The organism is Rhizobium sp. BR 317 (genome assembly GCF_047445835.1).
GTDB lineage: Bacteria > Pseudomonadota > Alphaproteobacteria > Rhizobiales > Rhizobiaceae > Rhizobium > Rhizobium paranaense.
This window is the reverse complement of sequence record NZ_JARWLB010000003.1, coordinates 397,349-422,940: the sequence shown is the minus strand read 5'-3', so window position 1 is coordinate 422,940 and position 25,592 is coordinate 397,349. Positions and strand designations below refer to the sequence as shown.

General features: G+C 59.5%; 29 protein-coding genes and 1 tRNA gene. 11 read left to right on the top strand and 19 right to left on the bottom strand.

What is annotated here, in order from left to right:
* Nucleotides 1–8 precede the first annotated feature (8 nt).
* Both QD357_RS07055 and QD357_RS07050 read right to left on the bottom strand, forming a co-directional pair.
* The gene (locus QD357_RS07055) at nucleotides 9–998 is read right to left on the bottom strand and encodes an aldo/keto reductase (protein WP_107109658.1); all 990 of its coding nucleotides are present in this window, start codon (nucleotides 996–998) and stop codon (nucleotides 9–11) included.
* Nucleotides 999–1,011: 13 nt separating this feature from the next.
* Complete coding sequence (locus QD357_RS07050; RefSeq protein WP_107109659.1) at nucleotides 1,012–1,407, bottom strand: cupin domain-containing protein; 396 nt, start codon at nucleotides 1,405–1,407, stop codon at nucleotides 1,012–1,014.
* Nucleotides 1,408–1,530: 123 nt separating this feature from the next.
* Between QD357_RS07050 and QD357_RS07045 the strand changes: the two genes are divergently transcribed.
* Entirely contained in the window at nucleotides 1,531–2,424 is an 894-nt protein-coding gene (locus QD357_RS07045) for a LysR family transcriptional regulator (RefSeq protein WP_107109660.1), read from the top strand.
* A 97-nt stretch (nucleotides 2,425–2,521) separates the two neighbouring features.
* Here the strand turns inward: QD357_RS07045 and QD357_RS07040 are convergent, their stop codons facing one another.
* Nucleotides 2,522–3,352: an aldo/keto reductase gene (locus QD357_RS07040; protein WP_107109661.1), complete on the bottom strand. Its 831-nt coding sequence runs from the start codon at nucleotides 3,350–3,352 to the stop codon at nucleotides 2,522–2,524.
* A gap of 172 nt (nucleotides 3,353–3,524) precedes the next feature.
* Entirely contained in the window at nucleotides 3,525–4,073 is a 549-nt protein-coding gene (locus QD357_RS07035) for a L,D-transpeptidase family protein (protein ID WP_107109662.1), read from the bottom strand.
* Between the two features lie 148 nt (nucleotides 4,074–4,221).
* On the opposite strand from QD357_RS07035, the gene QD357_RS07030 reads away from it, so the two are divergent.
* On the top strand, nucleotides 4,222–4,905 hold the full coding sequence (locus QD357_RS07030) for a response regulator transcription factor (protein WP_107109663.1): 684 nt from the start codon (nucleotides 4,222–4,224) through the stop codon (nucleotides 4,903–4,905).
* A gap of 9 nt (nucleotides 4,906–4,914) precedes the next feature.
* Complete coding sequence (locus tag QD357_RS07025) at nucleotides 4,915–5,370, top strand: cyclic nucleotide-binding domain-containing protein (RefSeq protein WP_107109664.1); 456 nt, start codon at nucleotides 4,915–4,917, stop codon at nucleotides 5,368–5,370.
* Nucleotides 5,371–5,458: 88 nt separating this feature from the next.
* On the opposite strand, the gene QD357_RS07020 is transcribed toward QD357_RS07025, so the two are convergent.
* The 6 genes from QD357_RS07020 to tesB form a co-directional block, all read right to left on the bottom strand.
* Nucleotides 5,459–6,262, bottom strand: coding sequence for an exodeoxyribonuclease III (locus QD357_RS07020; protein ID WP_107109665.1), 804 nt, complete (start codon nucleotides 6,260–6,262; stop codon nucleotides 5,459–5,461).
* A 104-nt stretch (nucleotides 6,263–6,366) separates the two neighbouring features.
* Nucleotides 6,367–7,026 carry an outer-membrane lipoprotein carrier protein LolA gene (locus QD357_RS07015; RefSeq protein ID WP_107109936.1) on the bottom strand — a complete coding sequence of 220 codons (660 nt, stop codon included), beginning with the start codon at nucleotides 7,024–7,026 and terminating at the stop codon, nucleotides 6,367–6,369.
* Between the two features lie 136 nt (nucleotides 7,027–7,162).
* Nucleotides 7,163–9,829, bottom strand: coding sequence for an FtsK/SpoIIIE family DNA translocase (locus tag QD357_RS07010; protein ID WP_107109666.1), 2,667 nt, complete (start codon nucleotides 9,827–9,829; stop codon nucleotides 7,163–7,165).
* 278 nt (nucleotides 9,830–10,107) lie between these two features.
* A complete protein-coding gene (locus tag QD357_RS07005; protein WP_107109667.1) occupies nucleotides 10,108–11,550 on the bottom strand; it encodes an ammonium transporter in 1,443 nt (480 codons plus the stop codon).
* A 28-nt stretch (nucleotides 11,551–11,578) separates the two neighbouring features.
* Nucleotides 11,579–11,929, bottom strand: coding sequence for a P-II family nitrogen regulator (locus tag QD357_RS07000; RefSeq protein ID WP_181316108.1), 351 nt, complete (start codon nucleotides 11,927–11,929; stop codon nucleotides 11,579–11,581).
* 214 nt (nucleotides 11,930–12,143) lie between these two features.
* Nucleotides 12,144–13,028, bottom strand: a complete 885-nt coding sequence (gene tesB, locus QD357_RS06995) for an acyl-CoA thioesterase II (RefSeq protein ID WP_107109668.1) — start codon at nucleotides 13,026–13,028, stop codon at nucleotides 12,144–12,146.
* A gap of 83 nt (nucleotides 13,029–13,111) precedes the next feature.
* Here tesB and QD357_RS06990 point away from each other — a divergent pair, with 83 nt between their 5' ends.
* Nucleotides 13,112–14,326 (top strand): ubiquinone biosynthesis hydroxylase, encoded by a 1,215-nt coding sequence (locus tag QD357_RS06990; protein WP_107109669.1) that lies wholly within the window; start codon nucleotides 13,112–13,114, stop codon nucleotides 14,324–14,326.
* 30 nt (nucleotides 14,327–14,356) lie between these two features.
* On the opposite strand, the gene QD357_RS06985 is transcribed toward QD357_RS06990, so the two are convergent.
* The 4 genes from QD357_RS06985 to QD357_RS06970 all read right to left on the bottom strand — a co-directional run bounded on the left by QD357_RS06985 (nucleotide 14,357) and on the right by QD357_RS06970 (nucleotide 17,101).
* A complete protein-coding gene (locus tag QD357_RS06985; protein WP_107109670.1) occupies nucleotides 14,357–14,545 on the bottom strand; it encodes a Trm112 family protein in 189 nt (62 codons plus the stop codon).
* A 9-nt stretch (nucleotides 14,546–14,554) separates the two neighbouring features.
* Nucleotides 14,555–15,214 (bottom strand): LON peptidase substrate-binding domain-containing protein, encoded by a 660-nt coding sequence (locus tag QD357_RS06980; RefSeq protein WP_107109671.1) that lies wholly within the window; start codon nucleotides 15,212–15,214, stop codon nucleotides 14,555–14,557.
* A 239-nt stretch (nucleotides 15,215–15,453) separates the two neighbouring features.
* Nucleotides 15,454–16,431: a thioredoxin gene (gene trxA, locus QD357_RS06975; protein ID WP_107109672.1), complete on the bottom strand. Its 978-nt coding sequence runs from the start codon at nucleotides 16,429–16,431 to the stop codon at nucleotides 15,454–15,456.
* Nucleotides 16,432–16,591: 160 nt separating this feature from the next.
* Complete coding sequence (locus QD357_RS06970) at nucleotides 16,592–17,101, bottom strand: prolyl-tRNA synthetase associated domain-containing protein (RefSeq protein WP_414124122.1); 510 nt, start codon at nucleotides 17,099–17,101, stop codon at nucleotides 16,592–16,594.
* A gap of 244 nt (nucleotides 17,102–17,345) precedes the next feature.
* On the opposite strand from QD357_RS06970, the gene QD357_RS06965 reads away from it, so the two are divergent.
* Nucleotides 17,346–17,420 (top strand) — tRNA-Gly (locus QD357_RS06965).
* 105 nt (nucleotides 17,421–17,525) lie between these two features.
* Here the strand turns inward: QD357_RS06965 and QD357_RS06960 are convergent.
* The 4 genes from QD357_RS06960 to QD357_RS06945 form a co-directional block, all read right to left on the bottom strand.
* The gene (locus QD357_RS06960; protein WP_107109939.1) at nucleotides 17,526–17,810 is read right to left on the bottom strand and encodes an acylphosphatase; all 285 of its coding nucleotides are present in this window, start codon (nucleotides 17,808–17,810) and stop codon (nucleotides 17,526–17,528) included.
* A 121-nt stretch (nucleotides 17,811–17,931) separates the two neighbouring features.
* Nucleotides 17,932–19,203: an MgtC/SapB family protein gene (locus tag QD357_RS06955; RefSeq protein ID WP_107109673.1), complete on the bottom strand. Its 1,272-nt coding sequence runs from the start codon at nucleotides 19,201–19,203 to the stop codon at nucleotides 17,932–17,934.
* A gap of 184 nt (nucleotides 19,204–19,387) precedes the next feature.
* On the bottom strand, nucleotides 19,388–19,588 hold the full coding sequence (locus QD357_RS06950; RefSeq protein WP_107109674.1) for a hypothetical protein: 201 nt from the start codon (nucleotides 19,586–19,588) through the stop codon (nucleotides 19,388–19,390).
* Between the two features lie 211 nt (nucleotides 19,589–19,799).
* Nucleotides 19,800–20,063 (bottom strand): hypothetical protein, encoded by a 264-nt coding sequence (locus QD357_RS06945; protein WP_107109675.1) that lies wholly within the window; start codon nucleotides 20,061–20,063, stop codon nucleotides 19,800–19,802.
* Between the two features lie 166 nt (nucleotides 20,064–20,229).
* Here QD357_RS06945 and QD357_RS06940 point away from each other — a divergent pair, with 166 nt between their 5' ends.
* Entirely contained in the window at nucleotides 20,230–20,667 is a 438-nt protein-coding gene (locus QD357_RS06940; protein WP_245407524.1) for a hypothetical protein, read from the top strand.
* Between the two features lie 141 nt (nucleotides 20,668–20,808).
* Complete coding sequence (locus tag QD357_RS06935) at nucleotides 20,809–21,450, top strand: DUF1007 family protein (RefSeq protein WP_107109676.1); 642 nt, start codon at nucleotides 20,809–20,811, stop codon at nucleotides 21,448–21,450.
* Between the two features lie 112 nt (nucleotides 21,451–21,562).
* On the opposite strand, the gene QD357_RS06930 is transcribed toward QD357_RS06935, so the two are convergent.
* Complete coding sequence (locus QD357_RS06930; RefSeq protein WP_107109677.1) at nucleotides 21,563–21,820, bottom strand: DUF1344 domain-containing protein; 258 nt, start codon at nucleotides 21,818–21,820, stop codon at nucleotides 21,563–21,565.
* Nucleotides 21,821–22,132: 312 nt separating this feature from the next.
* Here QD357_RS06930 and QD357_RS06925 point away from each other — a divergent pair, with 312 nt between their 5' ends.
* The 4 genes from QD357_RS06925 (at nucleotide 22,133) to QD357_RS06910 (ending at nucleotide 25,386) form a co-directional block, all read left to right on the top strand.
* On the top strand, nucleotides 22,133–22,393 hold the full coding sequence (locus QD357_RS06925; protein ID WP_107109678.1) for a hypothetical protein: 261 nt from the start codon (nucleotides 22,133–22,135) through the stop codon (nucleotides 22,391–22,393).
* Nucleotides 22,394–22,417: 24 nt separating this feature from the next.
* Complete coding sequence (locus tag QD357_RS06920) at nucleotides 22,418–23,221, top strand: hypothetical protein (RefSeq protein WP_107109679.1); 804 nt, start codon at nucleotides 22,418–22,420, stop codon at nucleotides 23,219–23,221.
* Between the two features lie 139 nt (nucleotides 23,222–23,360).
* The gene (locus QD357_RS06915) at nucleotides 23,361–24,038 is read left to right on the top strand and encodes a winged helix-turn-helix domain-containing protein (protein WP_107109680.1); all 678 of its coding nucleotides are present in this window, start codon (nucleotides 23,361–23,363) and stop codon (nucleotides 24,036–24,038) included.
* A complete protein-coding gene (locus QD357_RS06910; RefSeq protein ID WP_107109681.1) occupies nucleotides 24,025–25,386 on the top strand; it encodes a sensor histidine kinase in 1,362 nt (453 codons plus the stop codon). Before QD357_RS06915 ends, QD357_RS06910 begins: the two co-directional genes overlap by 14 nt.
* Nucleotides 25,387–25,592 lie beyond the last annotated feature (206 nt).

Below are 25,592 nucleotides of genomic sequence, written 5' to 3'. Positions count from 1 at the left end.
GCTTGCCCTTAGCGGTTGACCCTTGCTTGCAGATGCGGAGGATAACGGTCCCCCTGCACAGCGATCTGCGAAAGGGCATTTTCGATATTGCGGAGATCGTCGGTGGTAAGCGTGACATCAGCCGCTCCGATGTTCTCCTCAAGCCTGTGCATCTTGGTGGTGCCGGGGATCGGAACGATCCAGGGCTTTTGCGCGAGCAGCCAGGCAAGGGCGATCTGAGCCGATGTTGCCCGCTTCTGCACCGCGATCGTGCCAAGCAGATCGACAAGGGCTTGGTTGGCTTTTCGGGCTTCCGGCGTGAAGCGCGGCACGATGTTGCGGAAGTCCTTGCTGTCGAATGTGGTGTTTTCGCTGATCGCGCCAGTGAGGAAGCCTTTCCCCAACGGGCTGAAGGGAACGAAGCCGATGCCAAGTTCTTCGAGTGTCGGCAGAACCTCTTGTTCCGGCTCTCTCCACCAGAGCGAATATTCGCTCTGAAGGGCTGCGACCGGTTGGACCGCGTGAGCACGCCGGATCGTCTGCGCGCCGGCCTCCGACAATCCGAAATGCTTGACCTTGCCTTCCCGGAACAGATCCCTCACCGCACCGGCGACATCCTCGATCGGGACATTCGGATCGACGCGATGTTGATAGAACAGGTCGATGACGTCGGTCTTCAGGCGTTTCAGGGCGGCTTCGGCAACGCTGCGGATGTGTTCCGGCCGGCTGTTCATGCCGCTCTGGCCGCCATTCGCATCGAATTCGAAACCAAACTTCGTTGCGATCACGACCTTTTCCCGAATGGGCGCCAAGGCTTCGCCCAGAAGCTCCTCATTCTTGTAGGGGCCGTAGGCTTCGGCGGTGTCGAAGAAGGTGACGCCGCGTTCGAAGGCCGAGCGGATCAGCTTGATTGCCTCCTGCGTGTCCGTTGCCGGGCCATAGCCATAGCTCAAGCCCATGCAGCCGAGACCGAGGGCTGAGACTTCGAGACCGTTGTTTCCAAGTTTGCGCATCTGCATGGCTTCTTCTCCCTCAGGCTTGATATTGCTCGTCGCTGACATGCTCCATCCACTCGACGACCTTGCCGTCGCGGTGTTCCTGGATGGCGATATGAGTCATGGCCGTGGTGGAAGAAGCGCCGTGCCAATGCTTCTCGCCCGGAGCGAACCAGACAATATCCCCTGGCCGTATCTCTTCGATCGGGCCACCCTCGCGCTGCACCCGGCCGAGCCCGGCCGTCACGATCAGGGTTTGGCCGACGGGGTGGGTATGCCATGCCGTGCGAGCGCCCGGCTCGAATGTGACGCTGGCAGCGGCCGCACGCGTGGAATCATGGGGTTGGAACAGCGGATCTATACGCACCGTTCCCGTGAACCAGTCGGCCGGTCCCTTGCCCGATGGCTGCGAACCGTTTCGTTTGATGTCCATGATCTTTGTCCTTTATCGAAAGGCAGCACGATGAAGTCGGCTGCTGATGCTCGGAATTTAGGACGTGCGATTAGTCTCGATTAGATGGTAGAAGTGGCAAAGGCTTATGAGAAAGATTCATGAATGCCGCGTCAGCCCATCAATGACCTGATTGCGTTCCTCGCCGTGGCGCGGGAACAGAGTTTCACCAAAGCAGCCGCAAAACTCGGGGTTTCGCAATCGGCGCTCAGCCATACCATCCGGGGACTTGAGGCTCGTCTGGGGCTGAGGCTGCTAACGCGCACCACCCGCAGCGTCTCGCCGACCGAAGCAGGCGAGCGATTGCTGGTGACCATAGGTCCCCGCTTCGACGAGATCGAAAATGAACTGGCCGCCCTCAGCGAATTTCGCGAAAAGCCGGCGGGCACCATTCGCATCACCGCCGGCGAGCACGCGGCCGAAACCATCCTTTGGCCGGCCCTGGAACCATTGCTGCCGCAATACCCTGATGTCCATGTGGAGATTATCGTCGACTATGGCCTGACCGATATCGTCGCCGAACGGTATGATGCCGGCGTTCGGCTGGGCGAACAGGTGGCGAGAGACATGATCGCGGTTCGCATCGGCCCGGACATGCGCATGGCCGCCGTCGGCGCTCCCGCATATTTTGAGAACAGGCCGAAACCCCTGACACCGCAGGATCTGACCGGTCACAATTGCATCAATCTGCGCCTGCCGACCTATGGCGGCATCTACGCTTGGGAATTCGAGAAGGAAGGACGGGAGTTGAAGGTGCGGGTCGAAGGCCAGCTCGTGTTCAACAATATCGCGCTCCGCCTGAATGCGGCCTTGGCAGGTTTGGGGTTGGCATATCTTCCAGAGGATGTCGTGCAGCCCTATCTTCACGACGGGCGGCTCGTCAGGGTTCTCGAGGATTGGTGCCCGCCATTTACCGGATACCACCTCTACTATCCAAGCAGGCGGCAGGCCTCACCGGCCTTCGCCCTGGTGGTCAATGCACTCCGCCGCCGCATTTGAAGAGGTCGCGACTGCAAAGACGCAGAGCGGCCCGGAGTATTCGCTCCGGGCCTCCGAATATCAGGCGAAGAGGTAATCCCTCCACGAACTCCGACGATCAGAACGCTGCCTTCATCGGGTCCGGCCCGATGCGTCCGCCAGCCGAATCCAGCTTGGCGATTTCGGCGAGATCATCCGCATCAAGCTTGAAGTCGAACACCTTGAGGTTTTCTTCGATGCGGCTCGGTGTCACCGATTTCGGGATGACGATCAGCCCGTTGTCTATGTGCCATCGGATGATGATCTGAGCCGGCGTGCGGCCATGCTTGGCGGCGACCTTGCCGATGACGGCATTGCCGAGAAGCTGGCCCTGGCCGAGCGGGCTCCAGGACTCCGTCTTGATGCCGAGCTTGTCGTGCACCTCGCGCAGGGCTTTCTGCTGGAAGGTCGGATGTAGCTCGATCTGGTTCAACACCGGGGTGACGCCGGTCTCGCCGATGATGCGGTCCAGATGTTCCTTGCCGAAATTGGAAACGCCGATCGAGCGGGCACGGCCTTCTTCCTTGATGCGCAGGAAAGCCTTCCAGCTATCGAGATAGCGACCACGATGCGGCGACGGCCAATGGATGAGATAGAGATCGACATAGTCGGTGCCGAGGCGCTTCAGGCTTTCATCGAATGCCCTCAGGGTCGAGTCGAAACCCTGGGCTTCGTTCCAGAGCTTGGTGGTCAGGAAGATATCCTTGCGGGCAACGCCGGACTGGCGCATGCCTTCGCCGACGCCATCTTCATTGGCATAGATGGCAGCCGTGTCGACATGGCGATAGCCGGCCTTCAGGGCCGTGCTGACAGCCATGGGCGCTACGTTTTCCGGCGTCTGCCAGACGCCAAGGCCGACCTGCGGAATGGCATTGCCGTCATTGAACGTGATTGTCGGTTGCGTGGTCACGATAAGTCTCCAAGGAATGAGAGGTGGGTGGAGTGAAGGCGTGATTTAAATTCGCAAAGAAAAGGTTCCGGCCTCAGCCCGCGCGGGCGCACCGGTCGCAAACCTATATAGTGGGGAATGTCGGTATTTTAACCCCAGCCCACTACCCAGAATTTTAATCCCAGCCCACCGCTCAGAGAACCCGGATGATCGTCCCCTTGCGAAGCAGCGGAAGGATTCGCTGCATGTCGCGAAGATTGACTGCGACGCAGCCCGCCGTCGGCTCGTAGCCAGGCCTGATCAGATGAAAGAAGATTGCCGAGCCGCGATGGCGCCGGCGCGAGCGGATGTTCCAATCGAGCACGACGCAAATGTCGTAGAGCCCGTCACGCCGCAGCATCTCTTCATGGCTTGGCTTGAACGGCGCTTTGACGAGCCGGTTATAATTGGCGTCCTCTGGTTGGTCGCACCAGAGCATGTCCTTGCGAATACGCCGCATCTGCAAAGGCGTCTGAAGGAAGGGGATATGGTCGCCACGAATAAAGCCATAAAGCAGCTTCATCGCCGCAATCGGCGTTGCGCCATCCCCTTCCCGCTTAAGCACGCTGCGCCCCGATCGGCCGATCGCCGCCGGCACCGTCAGCGGCCCGATCTGCACCAAAGCGCGCGTGGGTTTCCCCGGCGCCGGACGGACGACGATTGTGGAAACGGCCCGCCTGCCGCCCGCCCTTGCTTTTTGCATTTTCCTCACATGTTTTTGCTTTGCGTGTGATTTCGTTTGAAATCATAGCAGTTTCAATTGGACGACCAAGCCTGGGCTGCCTCACGACTTGCTAAAAATGCAATTTGGCGTAGGACTTAAGAGGCAATAGAACGAGGACCGCAACCGCATGACCGCACGCACCATTCTGCTGGTGGATGATGACAACGACCTGCGTGAAATGCTGGTCGAGCAACTGTCCCTTTATGAGGAGTTCACGGTTCTGCAGGAGGCGACCGCCGGAAAGGGCGTCCAGGCCGCCCGTGGCGCTCCCGTCGATCTGTTGATCATGGATGTCGGCCTGCCCGATATGGATGGCCGCGAAGCTGTGAAGCTGCTGCGCAAGAACGGCTTCAAGGCTCCGATTATCATGCTCACGGGCCACGACACCGATTCCGACACCATTCTCGGCCTTGAAGCCGGCGCCAACGACTATGTCACCAAGCCCTTCCGTTTCGCCGTGCTGCTCGCCCGCATCCGCGCGCAACTGCGCCAGCACGAGCAGAGCGAGGACGCGACTTTCACGGTCGGCCGCTATCTCTTCAAGCCGAGCCAGAAGCTGCTGACCACGGAAGACGGCCAGAAGATCCGCCTGACGGAGAAGGAAGCGGCGATCATCCGCTATCTCTACCGCGCCGACCAGAAGGTCGTCACCCGCGACATCCTTCTCGAGGAGGTCTGGGGCTACAATTCCGGCGTCACCACCCACACGCTGGAAACCCATGTCTATCGCCTGCGCCAGAAGATCGAGCGCGATCCCTCCAACGCCGAAATCCTGGTGACGGAAAACGGCGGCTACAAGATCATTCCGTAGGCGATAGAGATGGCGCTCAACGACGATATCCGTCTGCTGTCGCAATTGCCGCTGTTCCACGGCATGGGCGATGAGCCATTGCGGTTGATCGCCTTCGGCGCCGACCGCCGTCATGTCACGACCGGGCTTACTCTGTTCCGCGAAAAATCGCCGGCCGAATGCGCCTATGTCATCGCCCACGGCAGTTTCGAGCTGAGCACCCTTGATGCTGACGGGCAACCGCATGTCGAGGCCACCGTGCACGCCGGTGCCATGCTCTCCGAGCTGGCGCTGGTGACGCTGGTGGAGCGCAAATATACCGCCGTGGCGCTGGAGGACTCCGATGTCATCCGCATCACACGCGCGCTGTTTCACCGGCTGATCGAGGAATATCCCGACGCCGGTCTGCTCATCCAAAACCGCGTCCGCGAAAATTTCGCCGTTCTCGCCAAGCAGGCCGCGGCGTTACTGCATCGCTTTTCCTGAGACTCCGGCCTCGGCGATTGCGGAACCGGAGGCCGACCCTCGTGGTTCGAGACTCCGGCCTTTGGCCTGGCAGCTCTTGAATTCAGTCTCAGAGATTGAAATGCGCGGTCACCGGCACATGGTCGGACGGGCGGTCCCAGCCGCGCGCCGCTTTCAGGATTTCGATGCGCTGCAGATGCGGGCCGAGATCGGATGACGACCAGATGTGGTCGAGACGGCGACCGCGATCGGCCGCTTCCCAATCCTTGGCGCGGTAGCTCCACCACGTATAGAGCTTCTCGTGCTCCGGTACCTGCTGGCGCATCAGATCGAGCCAGGCGCCGCGCTTCATCACCTCGATCAACCCGTCGGTTTCAACCGGCGTATGGCTGACGATCTTCAGCAATTGCTTGTGCGACCAGACGTCGTGTTCGAGCGGCGCAATGTTGAGATCGCCGACAAGGATCGCGGAGGTGTTTGGCTCGGCATTGGCATGCAGCCGCTTCATCTCCTCGATGAAGTCGAGCTTATGGCCGAATTTCGGATTGATCGTCCGATCCGGCTCGTCGCCGCCGGCCGGAACGTAGAAATTATGCAGCCGGATACGCCGGCCGCCGCGTTCGAAGATCGCTGAGATATGTCTGCTATCGCCGACATTGCAATAATCCTGCCGATGATCCTCGGTCAGCGGGAAGCGTGAGGCGATGGCGACGCCGTGATAGCCCTTCTGGCCATGGACGATGATATGCTCATAGCCGAGCGCCCGCAGAGGCGACAGCGGGAAGAGCTCGTTCGGAACCTTCGTTTCCTGCAGGCAGAGAATATCGGGGCGGGTCTGCATCACGAACTGCTCGACGATCGGCATGCGCAGCCGCACCGAGTTGATGTTCCAAGTCGCAATCGAAAATCCCATGCCCAAACCCTTATCTCTAATCAGGCTAGGGATTTAGACCGGCAGGGAGAGAAAAGGAAGATCATTCAATCTCTTCTCCCCGCCCCATCATGGATGGCAGGACATCACCGGTTCGCGCCGGAATAATCGATCCGGAAAACGCTGTCGTCGAAGGACAGATTGGTCTTCACATTGTTGATGATGACATCGGTCGTCTTGCCTTGGGGGTCGATGACGGTCCATTGGCGCAGGTCGTAGGTCTTGGAATCGAAGATCATGGCGATGGTCGAATCACCGAAGACGGTGCGATTGCCGAGCGTGATCTTGGTCAGGTCCGGCTGCGCGTCGACATTGCGCACCATGTCGGCGGAAAGGTCGATCTTGTTGGCGAGCAGCAGGCTCAGCGGCGTCTTCGAGAGCTGATACATGTTGTTCGTGTGCGTCTGGTCGTTGATGACCTGCACGTTGTTGCCGTCGCAGATAACGCGCATGCGGGACGGCGGGTCATAGTTGAAGCGCATCTTGCCGGGGCGCTGAATGAAAAAGGAGCCGCTCAACTGGTCGCCACGCGGCCCGATCTGCAGGAAGCCGCCCTTCATCGTCTTAATGGACGAGAAATGATCGGCGATCGCCTGTGCAATGCCGGGATTGAGACCTGCAGCCTGCGCCTGCGCAAAGGCCGCAACGGGTGCCGCGCCTGCCGCACCCGCCGCCAGCACAGCGCCGAGGAAGTGACGGCGGGTGAGGTTCAGGCGGGTCGAGGGCTGTGCATCGGTCTTTTTCATCGAATTCTCCTTCAATGCTTTGTCCATGGCGCGCAAAATCGGCGTCTTCATGGCGCTGCGGCCCATGCTCGATCACGAGCCGCGATCAAATCTCCGAAAGCATATTCGGGATATGTGACATGGGGCTCGCGAACCCTTAGCGATCGAGAACATCCGCTTCGGTCGGCACGAGAATCTCGCGCTTGCCGGCGTGGTTGGCCGGGCCGATCAGGCCTTCCTGCTCCATGCGCTCGATCAGCGAAGCGGCACGGTTATAACCGATGCCGAGGCGGCGCTGGATGTAGGAGGTGGATGCCTTGCCATCGCGCAGCACGATCGCCACGGCCTGGTCATAGGGATCCTCCGAGTCGGAAAGGTTGGCCGTACCCGCCGGACCGTGACCATCGTCGTCGTCATCGTCGTCGGCAGTGATCGCATCGAGATATTGGGGAGAGCCCTGCGTTTTCAAGTAGGAGACGATGTCTTCCACTTCGCCATCGGCGACGAACGGACCGTGGACACGCTGGATGCGTCCACCGCCGGCCATATAGAGCATGTCGCCCATGCCGAGGAGCTGTTCGGCGCCCTGTTCGCCGAGAATCGTACGGCTGTCGATCTTCGAGGTCACTTGGAAAGAGATGCGGGTCGGGAAGTTCGCCTTGATCGTTCCGGTGATGACGTCGACGGACGGACGCTGCGTCGCCATGATGACATGGATGCCGGCGGCGCGGGCCATCTGTGCCAGACGCTGCACGGCGCCTTCGATATCCTTGCCGGCGACCATCATCAGGTCGGCCATCTCGTCGATGATGACGACGATGTACGGCATCGGCTTCAGATCGAATTCCTCGGTCTCGTAGATCGCCTCGCCGGTCTGGCGGTCAAAGCCGGTCTGCACGGTCCGGCTGATTGCCTCGCCCTTCGCAACGGCCTGCTCGACGCGAGTGTTGAAGCCGTCGATGTTGCGCACGCCGATCTTCGACATCTTCTTGTAGCGCTCTTCCATCTCACGGACGGTCCATTTGAGAGCGACTACGGCCTTCTTTGGATCGGTAACGACGGGCGAGAGCAGATGCGGGATGCCGTCATAGACGGAGAGTTCGAGCATCTTCGGATCAATCATGATCAGGCGGCATTGCTCTGGCGTCATCCGATAGAGCAGCGACAGGATCATGGTGTTGATGGCGACGGATTTACCCGAACCGGTGGTGCCGGCAACGAGCAGATGCGGCATCTTGGCGAGATCGGCGATGACGGGCTCGCCGCCGATCGTCTTGCCGAGCGCCATGGCAAGCTTGGCCTTCGAGCTTTCAAAATCGCGGCTGGCGATGAGTTCGCGCAGGTAGACGGTCTCGCGCGTGGAATTTGGCAGTTCGATGCCGATGGCATTGCGGCCGGGGACGACGGCGACGCGAGCGGCAATCGCGCTCATCGAGCGAGCGATATCGTCGGCAAGACCGATGACGCGCGAAGACTTGATGCCTGGTGCAGGCTCGAGTTCATAAAGCGTCACGACCGGGCCGGGACGGACGTGGATGATCTCGCCCTTGACGCCGAAGTCTTCGAGCACGCCTTCGAGCATGCGGGCATTCTGCTCCAGAGCATCGGAAGACAGCGTTGCGTCCCGCACGATCGTCTTCGGCTCGGCGAGCAGATGCACGGCCGGAAGCTGGAAACCGTATTGGCGGATGAAGGAGGTCTGCGCCTCGCGCTCGGCGCGGATGCCGGGTTTCGGGCGGGCGGCGGCAGGAACGACGCGGTGGCCGGCATGGCCGCCGGGAACTTTCGGCGAAGCGGCACGCAGCGCCCACTCGTCCTCCTCATCATCCGGCAGAATGCCGGCCGGGCGTGGCAGCTCGCGCTCGTAGGACGGATCATCGTCCTCATCCTCGTCATCGTCGATGCTCATCGATGGCGGAGAAACGACGCGGCGCGGCGCCGGACCGTCCATCGAAGGTTCGACGCGTTCGCCGCGGACAACAGGCGCCTTGGCGCGCACCGGCTCGTTCAGCGTGCCGAACTCGTCGTCGTTGAAGTCGTAAGGCGCATCGAAGGCGTGGTCGCGGCGCTTGCGCGGACCCATGCCGAACAGGCGACGAAGACGCGCCTGCGTATTGTACCAGGCATGCATGAGAGCGCCGAAGGCCAGGAAGCCGCCGCGATCGTCGTCTTCATCGTCATCACCGACGTTGCGCGCACGGCTCTGCGTGTTTTCATATTCCTCTTCATCCTCCTCGTCTTCCGGCAGGCTGCGGCCGAGAACGCCGGCAGCAAACAGCATGAGCCAGGCGGCCGGAATCGCGAGAATGGAGCCGAAGACGGTGGCGAAGACGCCGCTTGGATAGGTGCCGATGAAAAGAGCAGGGAAGCGCAGAAGGATGTCGCCGATGACGCCGCCGATACCGTTCGGGATCGGCCACGTCGGAGGCGCCGGGAAGCAGGCGATGGAACCGGCGGCAACGATAGCCCCGCCGACCCAGGCGCCGAGACGAGCCGGTACGCGATGGATTCGCCGGTTGGAAATCAACGCGAAAGCCCAGGCGACGACCGGCAGCAGCGCGACGACGGAGGCAAGCCCGAGCGCCTGCATCATGATGTCGGCAAAGGCAGCTCCGGAAAAACCCAGTATGTTCGTCGGCGTATTGCTCGTGGCATAGGAATAGCTGGGGTCCATGACGTTCCATGTCGCCAGTGCCGCAACGGCAAGCGCCAGCAGGAACAGCAGCGCGAAGCCGCTGAGGCCCCTCACCTGCCGCCAAACCACTCCCGAAAGCGAGAGACGGCCGGAAGGACCGCCCAACGCTGCCGAATTGCTTCTGCCCATATTATCCAGCCCGTTCTTTGTCGAAAGCACCCGCGAATCGGCCTCATGGCCGTTCACAAAATACGTCAGCTCTAGCTAATCAGAGGAGGGTTAATGCCATGTTAACCATGCGCGTGCGGCGGGCGAATCAATGAAATATGGGCGCGTGGCAGGCGATCGCGCGAACAAAAAAAGCCCGAACCGAGGTCCGGGCCAAGAGCGGCTCATCCTTGATAAATGAACCGCGACGGGATGTTCAGCGGCGCCGGAAACTTTGTTCCGGCGCCGCAAGCTCCAAATTAGGAATTGTGATAAGCGGCTTCGCCGTGGGAGGCGAGGTCGAGACCTTCGCGCTCGGCTTCCGGCGACACGCGCAGGCCGACGATCATATCGACGATCTTGTAGAGGATCGCAGAGCCGACGCCTGACCAGACCAGCGTGGTGAGAACGCCCTTCAACTGAGCGAGCAACTGGGTTGCGGTGCCCGGATAGGAGGCTGCGAAGTCGGCCGTCGAATAGTCGACGATGCCCGCACCACCAAGAGCCGGGTTAACCAGGATACCGGTTGCCAAAGCGCCGAAAATACCACCAACGCAGTGGACACCGAAGACGTCAAGGCTGTCGTCGTAGTTGAACTTGTTCTTCACGACATCGACGAAGAAGTAGCAGATCGGCGAAACCAGCAGGCCGAGGACGATGGAGCCCATCGGGCCGGCAAAGCCGGCAGCCGGCGTGACGGCGACGAGACCAGCGACGGCACCCGAAGCTGCACCGAGCATCGAAGCCTTGCCGCGGGTGAAGGTTTCAACGACGCACCACGAAAGAGCGGCGGCAGCGGTGGCGACGAAGGTGTTGATCATCGCAAGCGAAGCATAAGCGTTGGCTTCGAGGTTCGAGCCGGCGTTGAAGCCGAACCAGCCGACCCACAGCAGCGAAGCGCCGACCATGGTGAGCGTCATCGAATGCGGAGCCATAATCTCCTTCTTGTAGCCGGTGCGCTTGCCAAGCATGATCGCGCCAACCAGACCGGCGATACCGGCGTTGATGTGAACGACCGTACCGCCAGCGAAATCGATCGCGCCGAAGCCGAAGACCATGCCCGTCGGAGCCGTGTAAGAGCTCGGACCGCCCCAGAACCAGACCATATGAGCGATCGGGAAGTAGATGACGGTAACCCACAGGAAGACGAAGAGCATGACGGCCGAGAACTTGATGCGCTCGGCAAAGGCGCCGACGATCAGGGCCGGCGTGATGCAGGCAAAGGTCATCTGGAAGCAGACATAGGTGAGCTCAGGAATACCGACGCCCTTGGTGAAGGTTTCGACGAGATCCTTCGGATCGGTGCTGACGCCGGCAAGGAAAGCCTTGGAGAAGCCGCCAACGAAGCTGTTCAGCGAACCGCCGTCGGTGAAGGCGAGCGAGTAGCCGTAGACGCACCAGATGATCATGACCATCGCGGTGATCATGAAGACCTGCATCAGGACGGACAGCATGTTCTTGGCGCGGACGAGACCGCCGTAGAACAGCGCCAGGCCGGGAATGGTCATCAGGAGAACGAGAACCGTGGAAACCAGCATCCAGGTGTTGTCACCCTTGTCCATGGTCATTGCCGGCGCTGCGGCAGCGGCGGCCGGGGCTGCGGCCGTCGTGGCTTGCTGCGCAAAGGCAACTGCCGGCGCGAGCAAAGCCGCAGAAAGCGCGCCTACCCGTGCGAGAGTGGAGGAAAGCTTTGTAGATGTCATTGCAAATAACTCCCTGATCGGCCGTTTCTTACAGCGCTTCTGAATCGGTTTCGCCCGTACGGATGCGCACGGCATGGTCAATCGAGTAGACAAAAATCTTGCCGTCGCCGATCTGTCCGGTCTTGGCGGACGCGGCGATGGCTTCCACTGCCTTGTCGACGATTTCAGTTGCGACCGCGACTTCGATCTTCAGCTTCGGCAGGAAGCTGACGGCATATTCCGTGCCACGATAGATTTCGGTATGTCCCTTCTGACGCCCGTAACCCTTCACTTCGGTCACAGTCAGGCCTTGGATGCCGACAGCCGTGAGAGCCTCACGGACCTCATCGAGCTTGAACGGCTTGATAATGGCCATCACAATTTTCATCTGGTTTCCCATCCTTTGTTTACCCTCGGCACGGAGCCGATTCTCCTTGCCGCTGACGACTGTTTCAGCAGCGACCGAAGGTACACATTCAAGGGACGTGCCAGATTCGTGACACTATTGTAATTTATTGAAATTTAAGGTGTTTTCGTAAGACACCTAATAAAGCGGCAGATCGCGGCAAAGCTCACGCACAAATAATATGCAAATTTGTAAAATTGCCCATCAATTAATCATTTGCCTTTTTACGAATCAACCCTTCCTGGGCCACCGACGCAACCAGGACACCAGACCGCGTAAAAAGACTACCACGGGCCAAGCCGCGCCCGCCCGAAGCACTCGGGCTGTCCTGAGTGTAAAGCAACCAGTCATCAAGCTGGAACGGCCGGTGAAACCACATGGCATGATCGAGGCTCGCGACCTGCAGGCCCTGATCGAAAACCGAGGTGCCATGCGCATGCAGCGCTGCGTCGATGAGCGTCATGTCCGAGAGATAGGCAAGCACGGCATTCCGATAGAGCCGGTCATCCGGCACCGGTCCGGTCAGGCGAACCCAAATATCCTGCCGCTGACTGGGCTCGGTACGGGAGAAATAATGATCGAGTGATACCGGCCGGATTTCGATCGCGCGTTTCCGCTCCCAATAGCGGCGCACATTCTCCGGTGCGTTGGCGATATAGCGTTCCTTGATCTGTTGTTCGTCCATAAGCTCTTCCGGAGCCGGCACCTGCGGCATCTCGCTTTGATGCTCGAAACCGGGCTCGTCGACCTGGAAGGACGCCGTCATCGCGAAGATCGCCTTGCCGTGCTGGATCGCCAGCACGCGGCGCGTATTGAAACTCGAGCCGTCCCGCAGCCGGTCAACCTGGTAGAGGATCGGGACGGCGGGATCGCCGGGGAGCATGAAATAGGCATGTAGCGAATGCACGAAGCGCTCGCCCGCCACCGTCCGCTGTGCTGCCATCAAGGCTTGGCCGATCACCTGCCCGCCGAAGACGCGCTGCCACCCGACCTGCGGACTGTTGCCGCGAAACAGGTTCATCTCGATCGTTTCCAGATCGAGCGTCGCGAGCACGACTTCCATGGCGGTCTGTTTCTCGTTCTCGCGCGACATTTTGATTGAACTCCGACGGTAGGAACCACGAATGGGATGCTCTATATAGAACAGGAAATGACAGTAGGACACGGGGAAGCGCTATGTTGGACATGCTGGTAGTGGGTGGCGGTTATGTGGGTCTCGCCGCCGCAGTCGCCGTCAAGCAGGCAGCGCCCCATCTTGACGTCATGGTCATAGAGGCCGCCCCGGAAACCGCCTGGAAGAAGGACATGCGCGCTTCGGCGATCATCGCCGCCGCCTCGAAGATGCTGGAGGTTTTCGGCATCTGGGACGAGATCAAGCCGGAAGCGGAACCGATCACCCGCATGATCGTCACCGATTCGCGCACCGGCGATCCCGTGCGCCCGGTCTTTCTCACCTTCGACGGGGAAGTGGCGGAAGGGCAGCCCTTCGCGCATATGGTCCCGAACCTCGCCATGGTCGGCGCGCTGCGTGGCGCCTGCGAACGCCTGGGGATTACGATTCGCCACGGCGTCAGCGCCACGGACTTCAAGACCGGCGACGCAAGCGTTACGCTGACGCTCTCGGACGGCAGCACACTGGAAGCAAAGCTGCTGGTCGCCTGCGACGGCGTGCGCTCCAAACTTCGCGACATGGCTGGAATCAAGACCGTAAACTGGGACTATGGCCAGTCCGGCATCGTCGTGACCGTCGAGCACGAGCGGCCGCACAATGGCTGTGCCGAGGAGCATTTCCTGCCTTCCGGCCCCTTCGCCATCCTGCCGCTGAAGAACAATCGCGCCTCGCTCGTCTGGACCGAGCGCACATCCGACGCCGACCGGCTGGTCGCCGCCGACGATCTGGTGTTCGAGGAGGAGTTGGAGCGCCGTTTCGGCCACAAGCTCGGCGCACTGCACACCGTCGGTGACCGCCGCGCCTTCCCGCTTGGCCTGACGCTCGCCCGCGCCTTCGTCGCGCCGCGCTTTGCGCTCGCCGGCGATGCCGCCCACGGCATCCACCCGATCTCCGGCCAGGGCCTCAATCTCGGCTTCAAGGATGTTGCGGCATTGGCGGAAACCGTCGTCGAAGCAGACCGCCTTGGCCTTGATATCGGCTCGATCAACATTCTCGAACGCTACCAGACCTGGCGGCGCTTCGACACCTTCCGCATGGGGGTGACCACCGACGTGCTGAACCGACTATTCTCCAACGACATCACGCCATTGCGCGTCGCCCGCGATTTCGGCCTCGGCCTCGTCGACCGGCTGCCGCAACTCAAATCCTTCTTTATCGGCCAAGCCGCCGGCACCGTTGCCAGGGATAATCCGCGGCTGCTGGCGGGCGAGGCTATCTGAGGTCCTTTTACCTTTGCCGGTAACGCCGCCTCAATCCTCTAAGCGCCGCGCCTCCGAGATCAGCATGATCGGAATGCCGTCACGGATGGGATAGGCGAGCCGTGCCTTTTCCGACACCAGCTCGTTCTTTTCGCGATCGTAGCTCAGCCGTCCCTTGGTAAGGGGGCAGACGAGGAGATCGAGCAGTTTTGGGTCCACTTTGCTGACGGTGATGTCCATCGCACCCCCTTACTGCATGACCGAATCGGTATCGCCGAAGCGGGCGAGGACGATTTCGATGATGGCGATGAAAGTTTCCGCCCGCGTCTTCAGGTCGGGCGCCTCCAGCAGCGCCTGCTTCTCGGCGGGATCGAAGGGCGCCATCATCGCCAGCGAATTCACCAGCGTCATATTGCTGGCGCGCTCCACGCTCTCCCAATCCGCCTCCAGCTTGTTGGCATCGAGATAAGCCCGGAAGGCCGACAGCAGCGACGACCGATCGACGCTGTCCTCTTCGTCGCGCGACTTGAGGTCGGAAATGAAGGGGGTGATGCGGAAGCTGCGGTATGGATGGTGGCCGGTGATCTCGTCCATCAGCCGGAAACGGCAGATGCCGGTCAGCGAGGTGATATAGCGGCCATCGCCCGTCTCGGCGAAGGATGTGATGCGCCCAAGGCAGCCGACATGCGAAAGATGCGGCGTTTCCGGCGGCTCACCGAGCGCCGGCTGCACGACGCCGACCAGCCGGTTGCCGGCCATCGCGGCATCGAACATCGAAAGATAGCGCGGCTCGAAGATATTGAGCGGCAATTGCCCGGTCGGCAGAAGTAGAGCGCCGGACAGAGGAAAGACAACCACCGATTCCGGCAGATCGCTTGGCTTCAAATATCTGGCATTGCCGACTTGCATGATTTTCGTCCCGCTACTCACTACGCCGCTCGTTTTGAGATGCGTAAGAACGATACCCAACGGACATTGTTCCGTCACACGCCACGCCACAGGACAATGTGAGCCCCTCTCCCGAAAACACAAGAGGATTTCCGGGCAAAACGCCGAAGCATTCCGCTTTCCTGTTCAAGCGAGGCAGGCGCTGCGCACCGGATAGAGCACCCGGTTTTCTCCCGGACACTCCCTCGAACGCACAACGCTTAGGAAAACAGGATCGACGAAAGCTTGCGGCGCGCGGCAATGGTCGCCGGGTCCTTCGGACCCCAAACTTCGAAGAACTGCAGCAACTGACGGCGCGCGCCATCGTCGTCAAAAGCTCGGTCGCGGCGCATGATCGTCAGCAGATGCTCGGCGGCCTCATCACGCTTGCCCTCGACATTGCGGATCTTGGCGAGTTTGACCCGCTGCTCGTGATTGTCGGGATTGAGCACCAATTCCTGCTCGAGCGTCACGGGATCGCCGAGCTTGCGGGCTTCCTCGATCTGATCGAGCTTCTTCACCACGGCCTGGATGCCGGCATCGTTGGCAAGCGTTTCCGGCAGATCGGTCAGCGCTTCGCGCGCCCTTTGGCTCTGGCCGGCGGCAATCATGCACTCGGCCATGCCGGCCAGCGCCTTGGCATTTTCCGGATCGGCCTGCAGCACCGCGCCGAACAGCTCGGCGGCGCCATTGATATCGCCGCCAGCGAGAAGGCCGGCCGCCTCTTCCAGAATCGCTTCGATCTCCGCCGCCTGATCGCCGGCGCCGTCAGCCGGACCGCCGAGGCGATCGATGAACTGGCGAACCTGGCTTTCGGGGACAGCGCCCATGAAACCGTCGGCCGGGCGGCCGTTGACGAAGGCGATGACCGCCGGGATCGACTGGATGCCGAGCTGACCGGGAATGGCCGGATGATCGTCGATGTTCATCTTGACCAGCTTGACGCGGCCCTTGCCCTCGTTGACGACCTTTTCCAGAACCGGCGTGAGCTGCTTGCACGGGCCGCACCAGGGCGCCCAGAAATCCACCAGAACCGGCTGGTTGCGCGATTCCTCGATAACGTCCCGCGCGAAATTCGCCGTCGTGGTGTCCTTGATGGGCGAAGCGCCGCCGGATGCGACAGGTGCGGCACCATAGGACGCCGAAGCCGACATCTGGCCGCCGAAGGAAGCGTTATAGGGATTGTTTGAACCGCTCATGAGTGTCTCCCGCCTGCCGGTATCCTGGACCTTTTAAAGCATGATTCCAAAAGGAAAGAAGAAGCTTTCGGATAAAATCACGCCCAATGGAATAGCCTGAGCGACAGGACAATTCGAAGATTAAGTCATCTCGCTCTAATCGTAGCGCTAAAATCGTATGTCAGCCCGTCACTTTCAAGACTAGCGGCGTATGACCCGTCGCTTCCATGAAGCGCACGAGATCGCCGCTGCCAAGCGAGGTCGTCGCATCGTTCGACAACGGATGGCAATTGATGATGTCATGTTCCATCAATTCGGCATCGATCACAAAGGTGACGTTGTTGCCCGTATCGTTGATCGCCCCGAAGGCCGTCACCGCGCCGGGAATGACGCCCAGATATTCTAACAGCTTTTCCGGTTTACCGAAGGAGACTTTGCTGGCCGCACCGATCAGCGTGTGCACCGTCTTCAAATCGACGTTCGCATTCTCCTCGACCGTCAGCAGGAAGAAATTGTCCTTCTTGTCCTTTACGAACAGGTTCTTCGTATGCCCGCCTGGGATTTCGTCGCGCAGCGACACCGATTCGGCAACGGTGAACACCGGCGGATGATCCTTGGTGCTATGGGCAATGCCGAGGCCATCCAGGAAACGGAGAAGATCGTCGCGGGTTTTCGGGCTGTTGTCGGTCATGGGGGGTCTCGCAATAAAAATGACCCGCCCCTGATACGTCGCCCGCAAATCCATTGCAATCTTCCAGACGACAAAGCCAGGCGTTCCGGGGCTTTCCGGCAGGCGACGAAAAAAATACAGATTTTTCTTCGCGACCTCGTCATTTCCCTGTTGCATTTGAAAAATGGTTAGGCCATATAGCGCCCGTCGCCGCAAGACGACGCCCAGCGGTCCAACACACTACCCCGGACGGTTGCGGATATGAGCGGGTGTAGCTCAGGGGTAGAGCACAACCTTGCCAAGGTTGGGGTCGAGGGTTCGAATCCCTTCGCCCGCTCCAGTTTTACAAAAAATCGGTTAGTTTGGAATGGCCTTTTGGGGCCATTTGGCGTTTGCCGCGAGGCTGGTCGCTTTTCGGCAAGCGGCTTGCAGGCTGCGAATTCATTCAGCCGGTGATGCGAAACCCTGTTGGCATCTCCGCGAGCGTAGTCGGTTGTTTCTCCACGCTAGAAACCGATGCGCCGGGAGGTCCATGCCAGAAATGCTCCATCATGGTCGAAATCGCGGCATCAGGTCCGGCAATCAAAGCGGCGACGGACCCGTCCGATTCGTTGCGGACCCAGCCTGCCAAACCGAGCCTCAACGCCTCGTTTCGCGTCCAAACACGGAAACTGACGCCCTGTACCCGACCGGTTATCCGCACCAGGGCAGTCTCATAATCATCGGACATAGCGACACCCATCTGGCAACAGCATTAGAATGCCAATCCGCGAAGCAGTGCGCAAGAGATGTCCAATGCCCACGAAAGCCGTCTCCGGCCGATGTCGGCGGGCCTCCTGATGGTCATCGCATCAATCGGGTATGAAACTGCGCAGCGCGAAATAAGCGACTGCTCCGGTGACGATCGCAATCGCCGACGCCTGCGCCAAGGCCATGCCGTATTCCCGCGTGCCGGATGAGAAGGCCAGCGCCGCCTTCGTCACCACATTGATGACGACGGCAATGAGGATGACGTCGGCAGCTGTCTTGACGTCGATCGCCGAACCCGCAAGCCGCGCGGTTGAAAGCGTGATCGCGTCCACATCCACCAGCCCGGAGATTGCCGCCACCACGAAAAGTGCCGATGTGCCGATATAGGCAATCGTCATTTTCGATATGAGGCTGATCAGCCCGAGCAATGCGGCGAATGAAAACACCATGCTCAATTCGAACGGGTTCTTCAGCGTAATTTCCGGCACATCCGTTGCAGCGCTGGAACGCCAGACCCAGAGGAAACCGGCAATCAGGAAGCCGATAATCGCCGGCACCAAGCCGGATGCCAGTGGCACGAGCAGGTTGAAGGAAAGGGCACTGCCGACGACCAAAACGCGGGCGAAGGACAAGGCGCCGGCAATGGCCGCCCCAGCGGCCAGATGTGCCGAGCCCTGCGGTGCCTCCTTAGAATGGCGAGCGAAGGAAAGCGTCAGCGCCGTCGAGGAGACCATTCCTCCGGCAGCACCGGCCAGCAACACGCCGCGGCTCGTGCCCGTCACCTTGATGGCAACGTAGCCAGCAAAGGAGAGGGCGGCGATGGTAATGGTCAGCAGCCATAGAGAGAACGGGTTGAGCGCTCCCCAAGGATCAAGCGCCCTGTCCGGCAGCAACGGCAGCGCAATCACAGTCATCGCCAGCAGCACCAGCGCCGAACGCAGTTCCGGCCAGGTCAGCCCTTTAAGAAAGCCATGTAGGCTATAGCGTGCGGCAAGAATTACCGTCGTAGCGACGCCGCCGGCTGCCGCAGTCACGATGTCGCCAACGGCAGCCAGAACCCCCAGACCGAAAACGACGAGCGCGGCAACGACCGAGGTGATGCTGTAATCCTCATCCTCCTTCGTTTCCTGCCACTTGCCGGCGATGTAGATGAGGCCGAGCAGGACGGCGATCGTGGCCGGCAGCAATGGGCCAATCATGGACTGCAATATGCCGGCTATTCCGCCAAGAAAGCCGGTGAGGCCGAACGTGCGGATGCCGGCCGTTCTGCCGCCTGCCCGAACGTCACGCTCCTGCCAGCCTCGCTCGACGCCGACGAGCAGGCCAATCGCAAGCGCTACGCCCAGGCGTTGGAAGATTTCGGTGTGTTCCATGGCATAACGATAGGCCAGTTACGCCCGCGCGCAATCCATCTTTGAAGAGACAACCTCGGCATAGCCATCGCCGCCCGGCGGCTAAGCATGTCGCGCAAAAGTGCGCAGCGGTTTTGCGATAACGACATGCGCAAAATCAAAGACCTAAAGCGCAAGGAGCGAATCCTAGAGATCGCGATGCGCTTTAGAAAAACAGCCGTTTCAAACTCGCTTCGTTTTTCACGCCGTGTTGATAGAAATCGATGATGGATGCGGCAAGCTCCTCGCACCGTTCGTCATCCTTGATGCCCTTTTCAACGCAGATCTGGTCGAACACGCGCTGGCAGATTTCGATATCGTCATTCTGCAACGGGATCTTACTTGCCAACACCAAACCGCGGATCATGAACTGCCCCTTAGTCGTCATAACCAAAAAGCGCCCCGCCTGAGGAGCCTCTGGCAGGGCAATGAAGGAAATGCATGAGACTTGTTGAGTTTAGCGCAGACATGATGCGAATCAAGAAAACCGCGCGTTTAGCTTCGCAGTCGCGACAATGTGAAGAGCCGGGGTTTCGACGAACCCCGGATGTCGATCCTGCTCAAATCATGGATATGCGTCAGATTTCATGCAACGCGCGGGTCAAATGGCTGCGGCAATCCGACAATTTATGTGCCTTGAGGGAATCCGTTGCCAGCGTCAATTGTCTCAATGCGATTTTCTTATGGGCCGCATCGGGGATCGCGTCGGCCTTCGTCTGCGTGTCCGCGATCGTGGCCGCATTGCATTCAGCCCCTGGCTTGCTCATGGGCGAACTCGCAGCATAGAGCGGTGCAACGCTTGCTGCGAGGAAGAGGGCTGTGGCTAAAGCTGGTTTCAGCATTTTGCTATCCTCAGGGACGGAATGTCCCGGCGACAAACGTGGCTGGCCGGTCGGTGTTCCAATGCAACGATGCGTAAAAACATCGCACCGTTCCTCGGTGGGGCGCTCCGAAGCGGGCTCCGGTGCGACAAAGTCCGGCTGCATTTTTGGGCCATGGAAACAAATGATGAAACCCAGGGAAACCAAGCGCGTTGTTTTCGATACCATCTACACGCAAAGGGCAGCGACGGACCCGGTCATGAATTCTTGGGCGAAACCTCTTCTCCTCTTCGAAGTCACGCTCTTTGCCGCCGCCTCGCTTGTCCACTCCGGCGTGCTCCTTGGCAGCTATTATGCCCACACACGGGCGGCGACAGCCGAAGGGGTGATTGCGGTAGTTCTGTTTTGCGGGGTATTCGCGTGCCTTTTCCAACCGGCATGGACCCGCTCCGTGGCTCTCGCGGTCCAGAGTTTTGCCCTTTTCGCAACGCTGATCGGCGCGTTCACCATCGCCATCGGCATCGGCCCACAGACAACGGCAGACCGTGTCTTCCACCTGCTCCTGCTGCTGGTACTGATCTCAGGCTTTGTCGCCACCTTCCGATGGAACAGTCCGGTAGAATGAATGCAACCAGGGCAGCGAATCTCGGTTCGACTTCGCCCGCATCAGCCACCGCGATCGCAACCCTCCAGGGTCTCAAATCAGTCTCAATTGAAGTTCAGGCCTCGACATCAGAGCCCCAGACGGATCACGGACAGAGCCTGAATGAAACGATTGATGATTTTGCCGATCGCGATGCTGTCGCTTCTGCCTGTCCCGGCTCTTGCCCACCCGCATATATTCATCGACGCCAAGTTCGAGGTGGTTGCAGCACCGGACGGCTCGATCGCCGAGCTTCGCAATGTCTGGCGTTTCGACGAGGTGTTTTCCTCGTCAGTGCTGCTGGATTTCGACAAGAACGGCAACATGACGCTGGATACCGGTGAGCTGAAGGCCGTGGGCAAGACGGTCAGGAATTCGCTTGCGCAGTACAACTACTACACAAACGTCACCAGCAACGGCAAAGCGGTCGCGATGGCGAAGCCCGAGACGATACAGGCGGACTATAAGGACAACGCCCTGATACTGACCTTTTCACTGAAACCAGAGCAGAAGACCTTCCTCAAGGGAACCACGATTTTCGGCATTTACGACACGACGCTTTATACGGCGGTCGATTTCGCCACCGATAGCGACATGGCTACCTCCGGCGAGGCATTTGCCCGCTGCAAGCGCAAAGTGGTGCGGCCCAACCCGAAAGAGATCATCGCCCAGAACCAGGCCACACTCACCAGCATGTTTTTCAACGACCCGATGGGAACGAATTATTCACAGCTCGTGGCGACGAGGCTGGAAGTCCAGTGCTGAGATTGCCGCTGGCCTGAGGAACCGTCCCTTTCGCCGGACTGCGTGTGCCGAAACACAATCCCCTGACCCTGTTTCGGGCTAAGGGATCATGCGCTATCACACTGCCAATGTCCTACATAACGGGACGGACGCTTGATACCGTTGTCTTGCCGGCTTTTGTCGTGGAATAGTTGACCCGGACCTTCTCGCCGGCCTTGAAGCGTTCCACTTCAATCTTCTCCGGCAGCCTCACGACCTTTCCGCTCATCAGCGTAATCGAGTCGCCTTTTTTGTCGACGCTCTTGATCGTATCGGTAATTCCCTTTGCAAAGGCTCCCGTCGACGACGCGACCGCAAATATTGCCGCTGCGATGATGACTGATCTTTTCATCTTCCTGATCCTTTTCGAGTTGATTCATTGTTTTGACTCAACGAGTCATTCGCGCCGTGAGAGGCGACAAATCCAACGTGAACTCGCAATTTTGCAGCGAGATTGCCTGGAACATACGGATGCGTAACCTCGCGGGCAGAGACCGCTTGGCGAGACCGAAATGACCGGCGACCGCGCCAACCTTACGAAACCGTATCCTGGCGGCAAAGCCGCCGTAGAGGCACCGCGCTAGATCGCTTGCTCACCGGCTGAGAACATTTCGCCGGTCGATCAATTTGGGCCTGCCGGCCCGCAGGAGCAAAGGAATCTTCCATGAAAAAGATCATCGCCGCCGCCATTCTCACCGTCATTGCAAGCATCGGCTTCGTCGTATCCGGAGCTCACGCCGCCGCCACACCCTGCGAAGAGATGTTGAAGGATATGCGCACAGCCAAGGCAACGGCCAAGCTCAGCGATGCCGATATGACAAAGGTCAACGACCTCGAAGCCAAGGCTATCGAGCGCTGCAATGCCGACGACGACACCCGCTCCGACAAGTTTCTGGCCGACGCCATGAAGATCATGGGCAAATAAGCCGCAAACACCTGGAGAAATCCGATGACACATACTCACACGGCGCCGGTTCAGCAGAACCGGGTTCCCGAGGTCACTATCGATTTCTGGCTGATCAAGCTGATGGCCGTGACCATGGGCGAGACGGCTGCCGACTATCTTGCCGTTAATCTCGGCCTCGGCCTCACCGTCACTTCCCTATTGATGACCGCAGTACTGATTGTCGCCCTGGTGTTTCAGTTTGCACAAAGGCACTACGTTCCGCCCTTCTATTGGGCAGCCGTCGTTCTCATCAGCATCGTTGGCACGCTCGTTTCCGACAATCTCGTCGACAATTTCGGGGTCGCACTTCAGACCACGGCCATCGCATTCACGATCGCGCTCGCTGTGACCTTTGCGGTCTGGTATGCGGTCGAGAGGACATTGTCGATCCACTCCATCTTCACGACGCGCCGGGAAGCCTTCTACTGGCTCGCCATCCTGTTCACCTTCTCTCTCGGAACGGCCGTGGGCGATTTGGTGGCCGAAGTCTTCGCGCTTGGCTATCTCACCACCGGCATTCTCTTCGGAGGCATCATCGCGGCGATTGCGGTTGCCTATTTTGTCTTCAGAATGAACACCATCCTGGCCTTCTGGCTTGCCTATATTCTGACGCGGCCGCTCGGAGCCTCGTTCGGCGATCTGCTGTCGCAGCCGCAGGAATATGGCGGCCTGGGTTTCGGCACGATCGTCACCAGCCTGCTGTTCCTCGCCGTGATCGCCTGCCTGGTGATCTACATGACCATTGCCCAAAAACCTACGGATCAGGAGCCTATGGAGGCGGAGCTCGGAGAGTCCCGGGAGATATGACCTGCTGCGCTTCAGGTTGGTGAAATGAGTTTGCAGTAATCGATATATTCGCACTCGCCAGTCGCCATGAGACGCCGGCGGACGGCGGACAAACCCGCTTTCAAACGGCGCCATTGCCGAAATAGGAACAGATCGTTTCATGCGCATATTGCTCATAGAAGACGACATCAAAATCGGGGAATTCGTCTCGCGCGGGCTGCGGGAAGCAGGGCACGTATGCGACATGCTGTCGGATGGGCAGGATGGACTTTTCCATGCCATTCGCGAGACCTATGACATCTTTATCATCGACCGCATGTTGCCCGGTCTCGATGGCCTGTCAATCATGCGGTCGATGCGCGCCGCCGGCGTCAAGACGCCTGCGCTTTTTCTAACCGCGATCGCAGGCATTGATGACCGGGTGGAAGGTCTCGAGGCCGGCGCCGATGATTACCTCGTCAAACCCTTCGCGTTTTCCGAACTTCTGGCGCGGGTCAACGCGCTCGCCCGCCGTCCGCCCACCGTTTCCGAAAAGACCATGCTGCAGGTTGCCGACCTGACGATGGACGTGATGAAACGCCGTGTCACCAGGGCCGGGGTCGAGATCGAACTGCAGCCGCGGGAATTCACGCTTCTGGAGGTGCTCGCCCGCAACGAAGGCAGGGTTCTCACCCGAACGATGCTCCTTGAACGTGTATGGGATTTCCACTTCGATCCGAAGACCAGCGTGGTCGAAACGCATATCAGCAGGCTGCGCGGCAAGATCGACAAGCCGTTCGACGTACCGCTCCTTCATACGATCAGAAACACTGGTTATTCGTTGCATGCGCCGCGATAGCATTCTGCGCAGCACATCGTTTCGTCTGGCGCTGATCTTTTCGCTGATGTTCATCAGTGCTTTCATAGTGACAGGCTTGATCGTCTATCAGCTTGTCAAATGGGAACTTCAGCAGCGTCAGGACCAGACGATACAGGAGACCTTTGCCGTGATTGCCGCAGCCTACGGCGATCAGGACATCCAGGACCTGCTGGATACGGTTGAGACCTACGCCAAGGCAAGCGACGACCGCCAGCGCGTATTTTCGCTCGTCGATCCCTCGGGAAAGATTCTTGCCGGCAATATCCCCGACCTCAAATTTCCGGAGGGCTGGAGCGACGTTGACGGCGACAAGATGCAATTACAAGGGGACCAGCAATACCGGATCTTCTCCGGCACAGTCGACGAAAATCGCCTGACCGTGGGCCTCAGTCAGAGGGAAACCAAAAACATTGAAGCAATCATGCTGCAAAGCTTCGGCTGGGCCTCGATCATCGTCCTGCTACTTGCAATTTTCGGCGGCGGATTGATTGCTCTGCGCGTGCAAAGGCGTTTTGGCGCCGTTCGAAGCACGATGGAACATGTGGCGCGTGGAAACCTGGATGCGCGCGTTCCAATCGTCGGACGCGGCGATGACGTCGATCTGCTGTCCTATGACATCAACGACGCCCTTGCCCGCCTTGCGGCGACCGTCGATGGAATGCGCCAGGTCAGCACCGATATAGCCCATGACCTGAAATCCCCGCTCAACCGCCTCAAGATGACCGTCGACGAAGCCCTCGCGAAACAGGAAACGGGCATGATGGTGGTTCAGGAACTTGAGGCCGCGAGTTCGGAAGCCGACCGCATCAACGAAACTTTCGAGGCATTGCTGCGGATCGCACAGATCGAAGCGGGAGCCCGAAAGTCCAGATTCGGCAAGGTCGATCTCGGCGATATGCTGCAATCGCTCGATGATATTTATTCCAGCGTCGCCGAGGACAATGGTCAAAGGCTCAGAACCAGCCTTGACCAGCCGCACGAGGTCATTTGGGGCGATCGGGAGCTCCTGACCCAGATGTATGCCAATCTCATCGAGAACGCCATTCGCCATTGTCCGGTCGGGACCGATATCGTGGTCCGGAGTGAAGCAGATGCCAAAACGATCATCACGAGTGTCGAAGACAACGGCCCCGGCATTCCCGAACACGAGCACGACAACGTCTTCCGCCGCCTCTACAGGCTGGAAAAAAGCCGTACATCCAAAGGAAGCGGGCTTGGTCTCAGCCTGGTAAAAGCCATCGCTGACCTCCATGGCGCCGGGATCCTGGTGGAGAACTGCAGACCTGGGCTGCGAATAAAAATCGTTTTTCCGAGGATCGGTCCATGAAGCCTCAAAGAGGTTACAACACGTTTCCCGCAAATTGTACAAGCCGTTCCAACCGCCAAATGGATGCAGCCATCGTCGCTCAAGTTTTTTCTATTTGTATAACATCAGGTTGTGTTAGTAATGCCGCCGGGGCAATCCGCCTGCAAATTGGGCGATTACGAACGGGTGTCGGCAGGGTGTTCAGCGTCAACACATCTTTGTTCAAC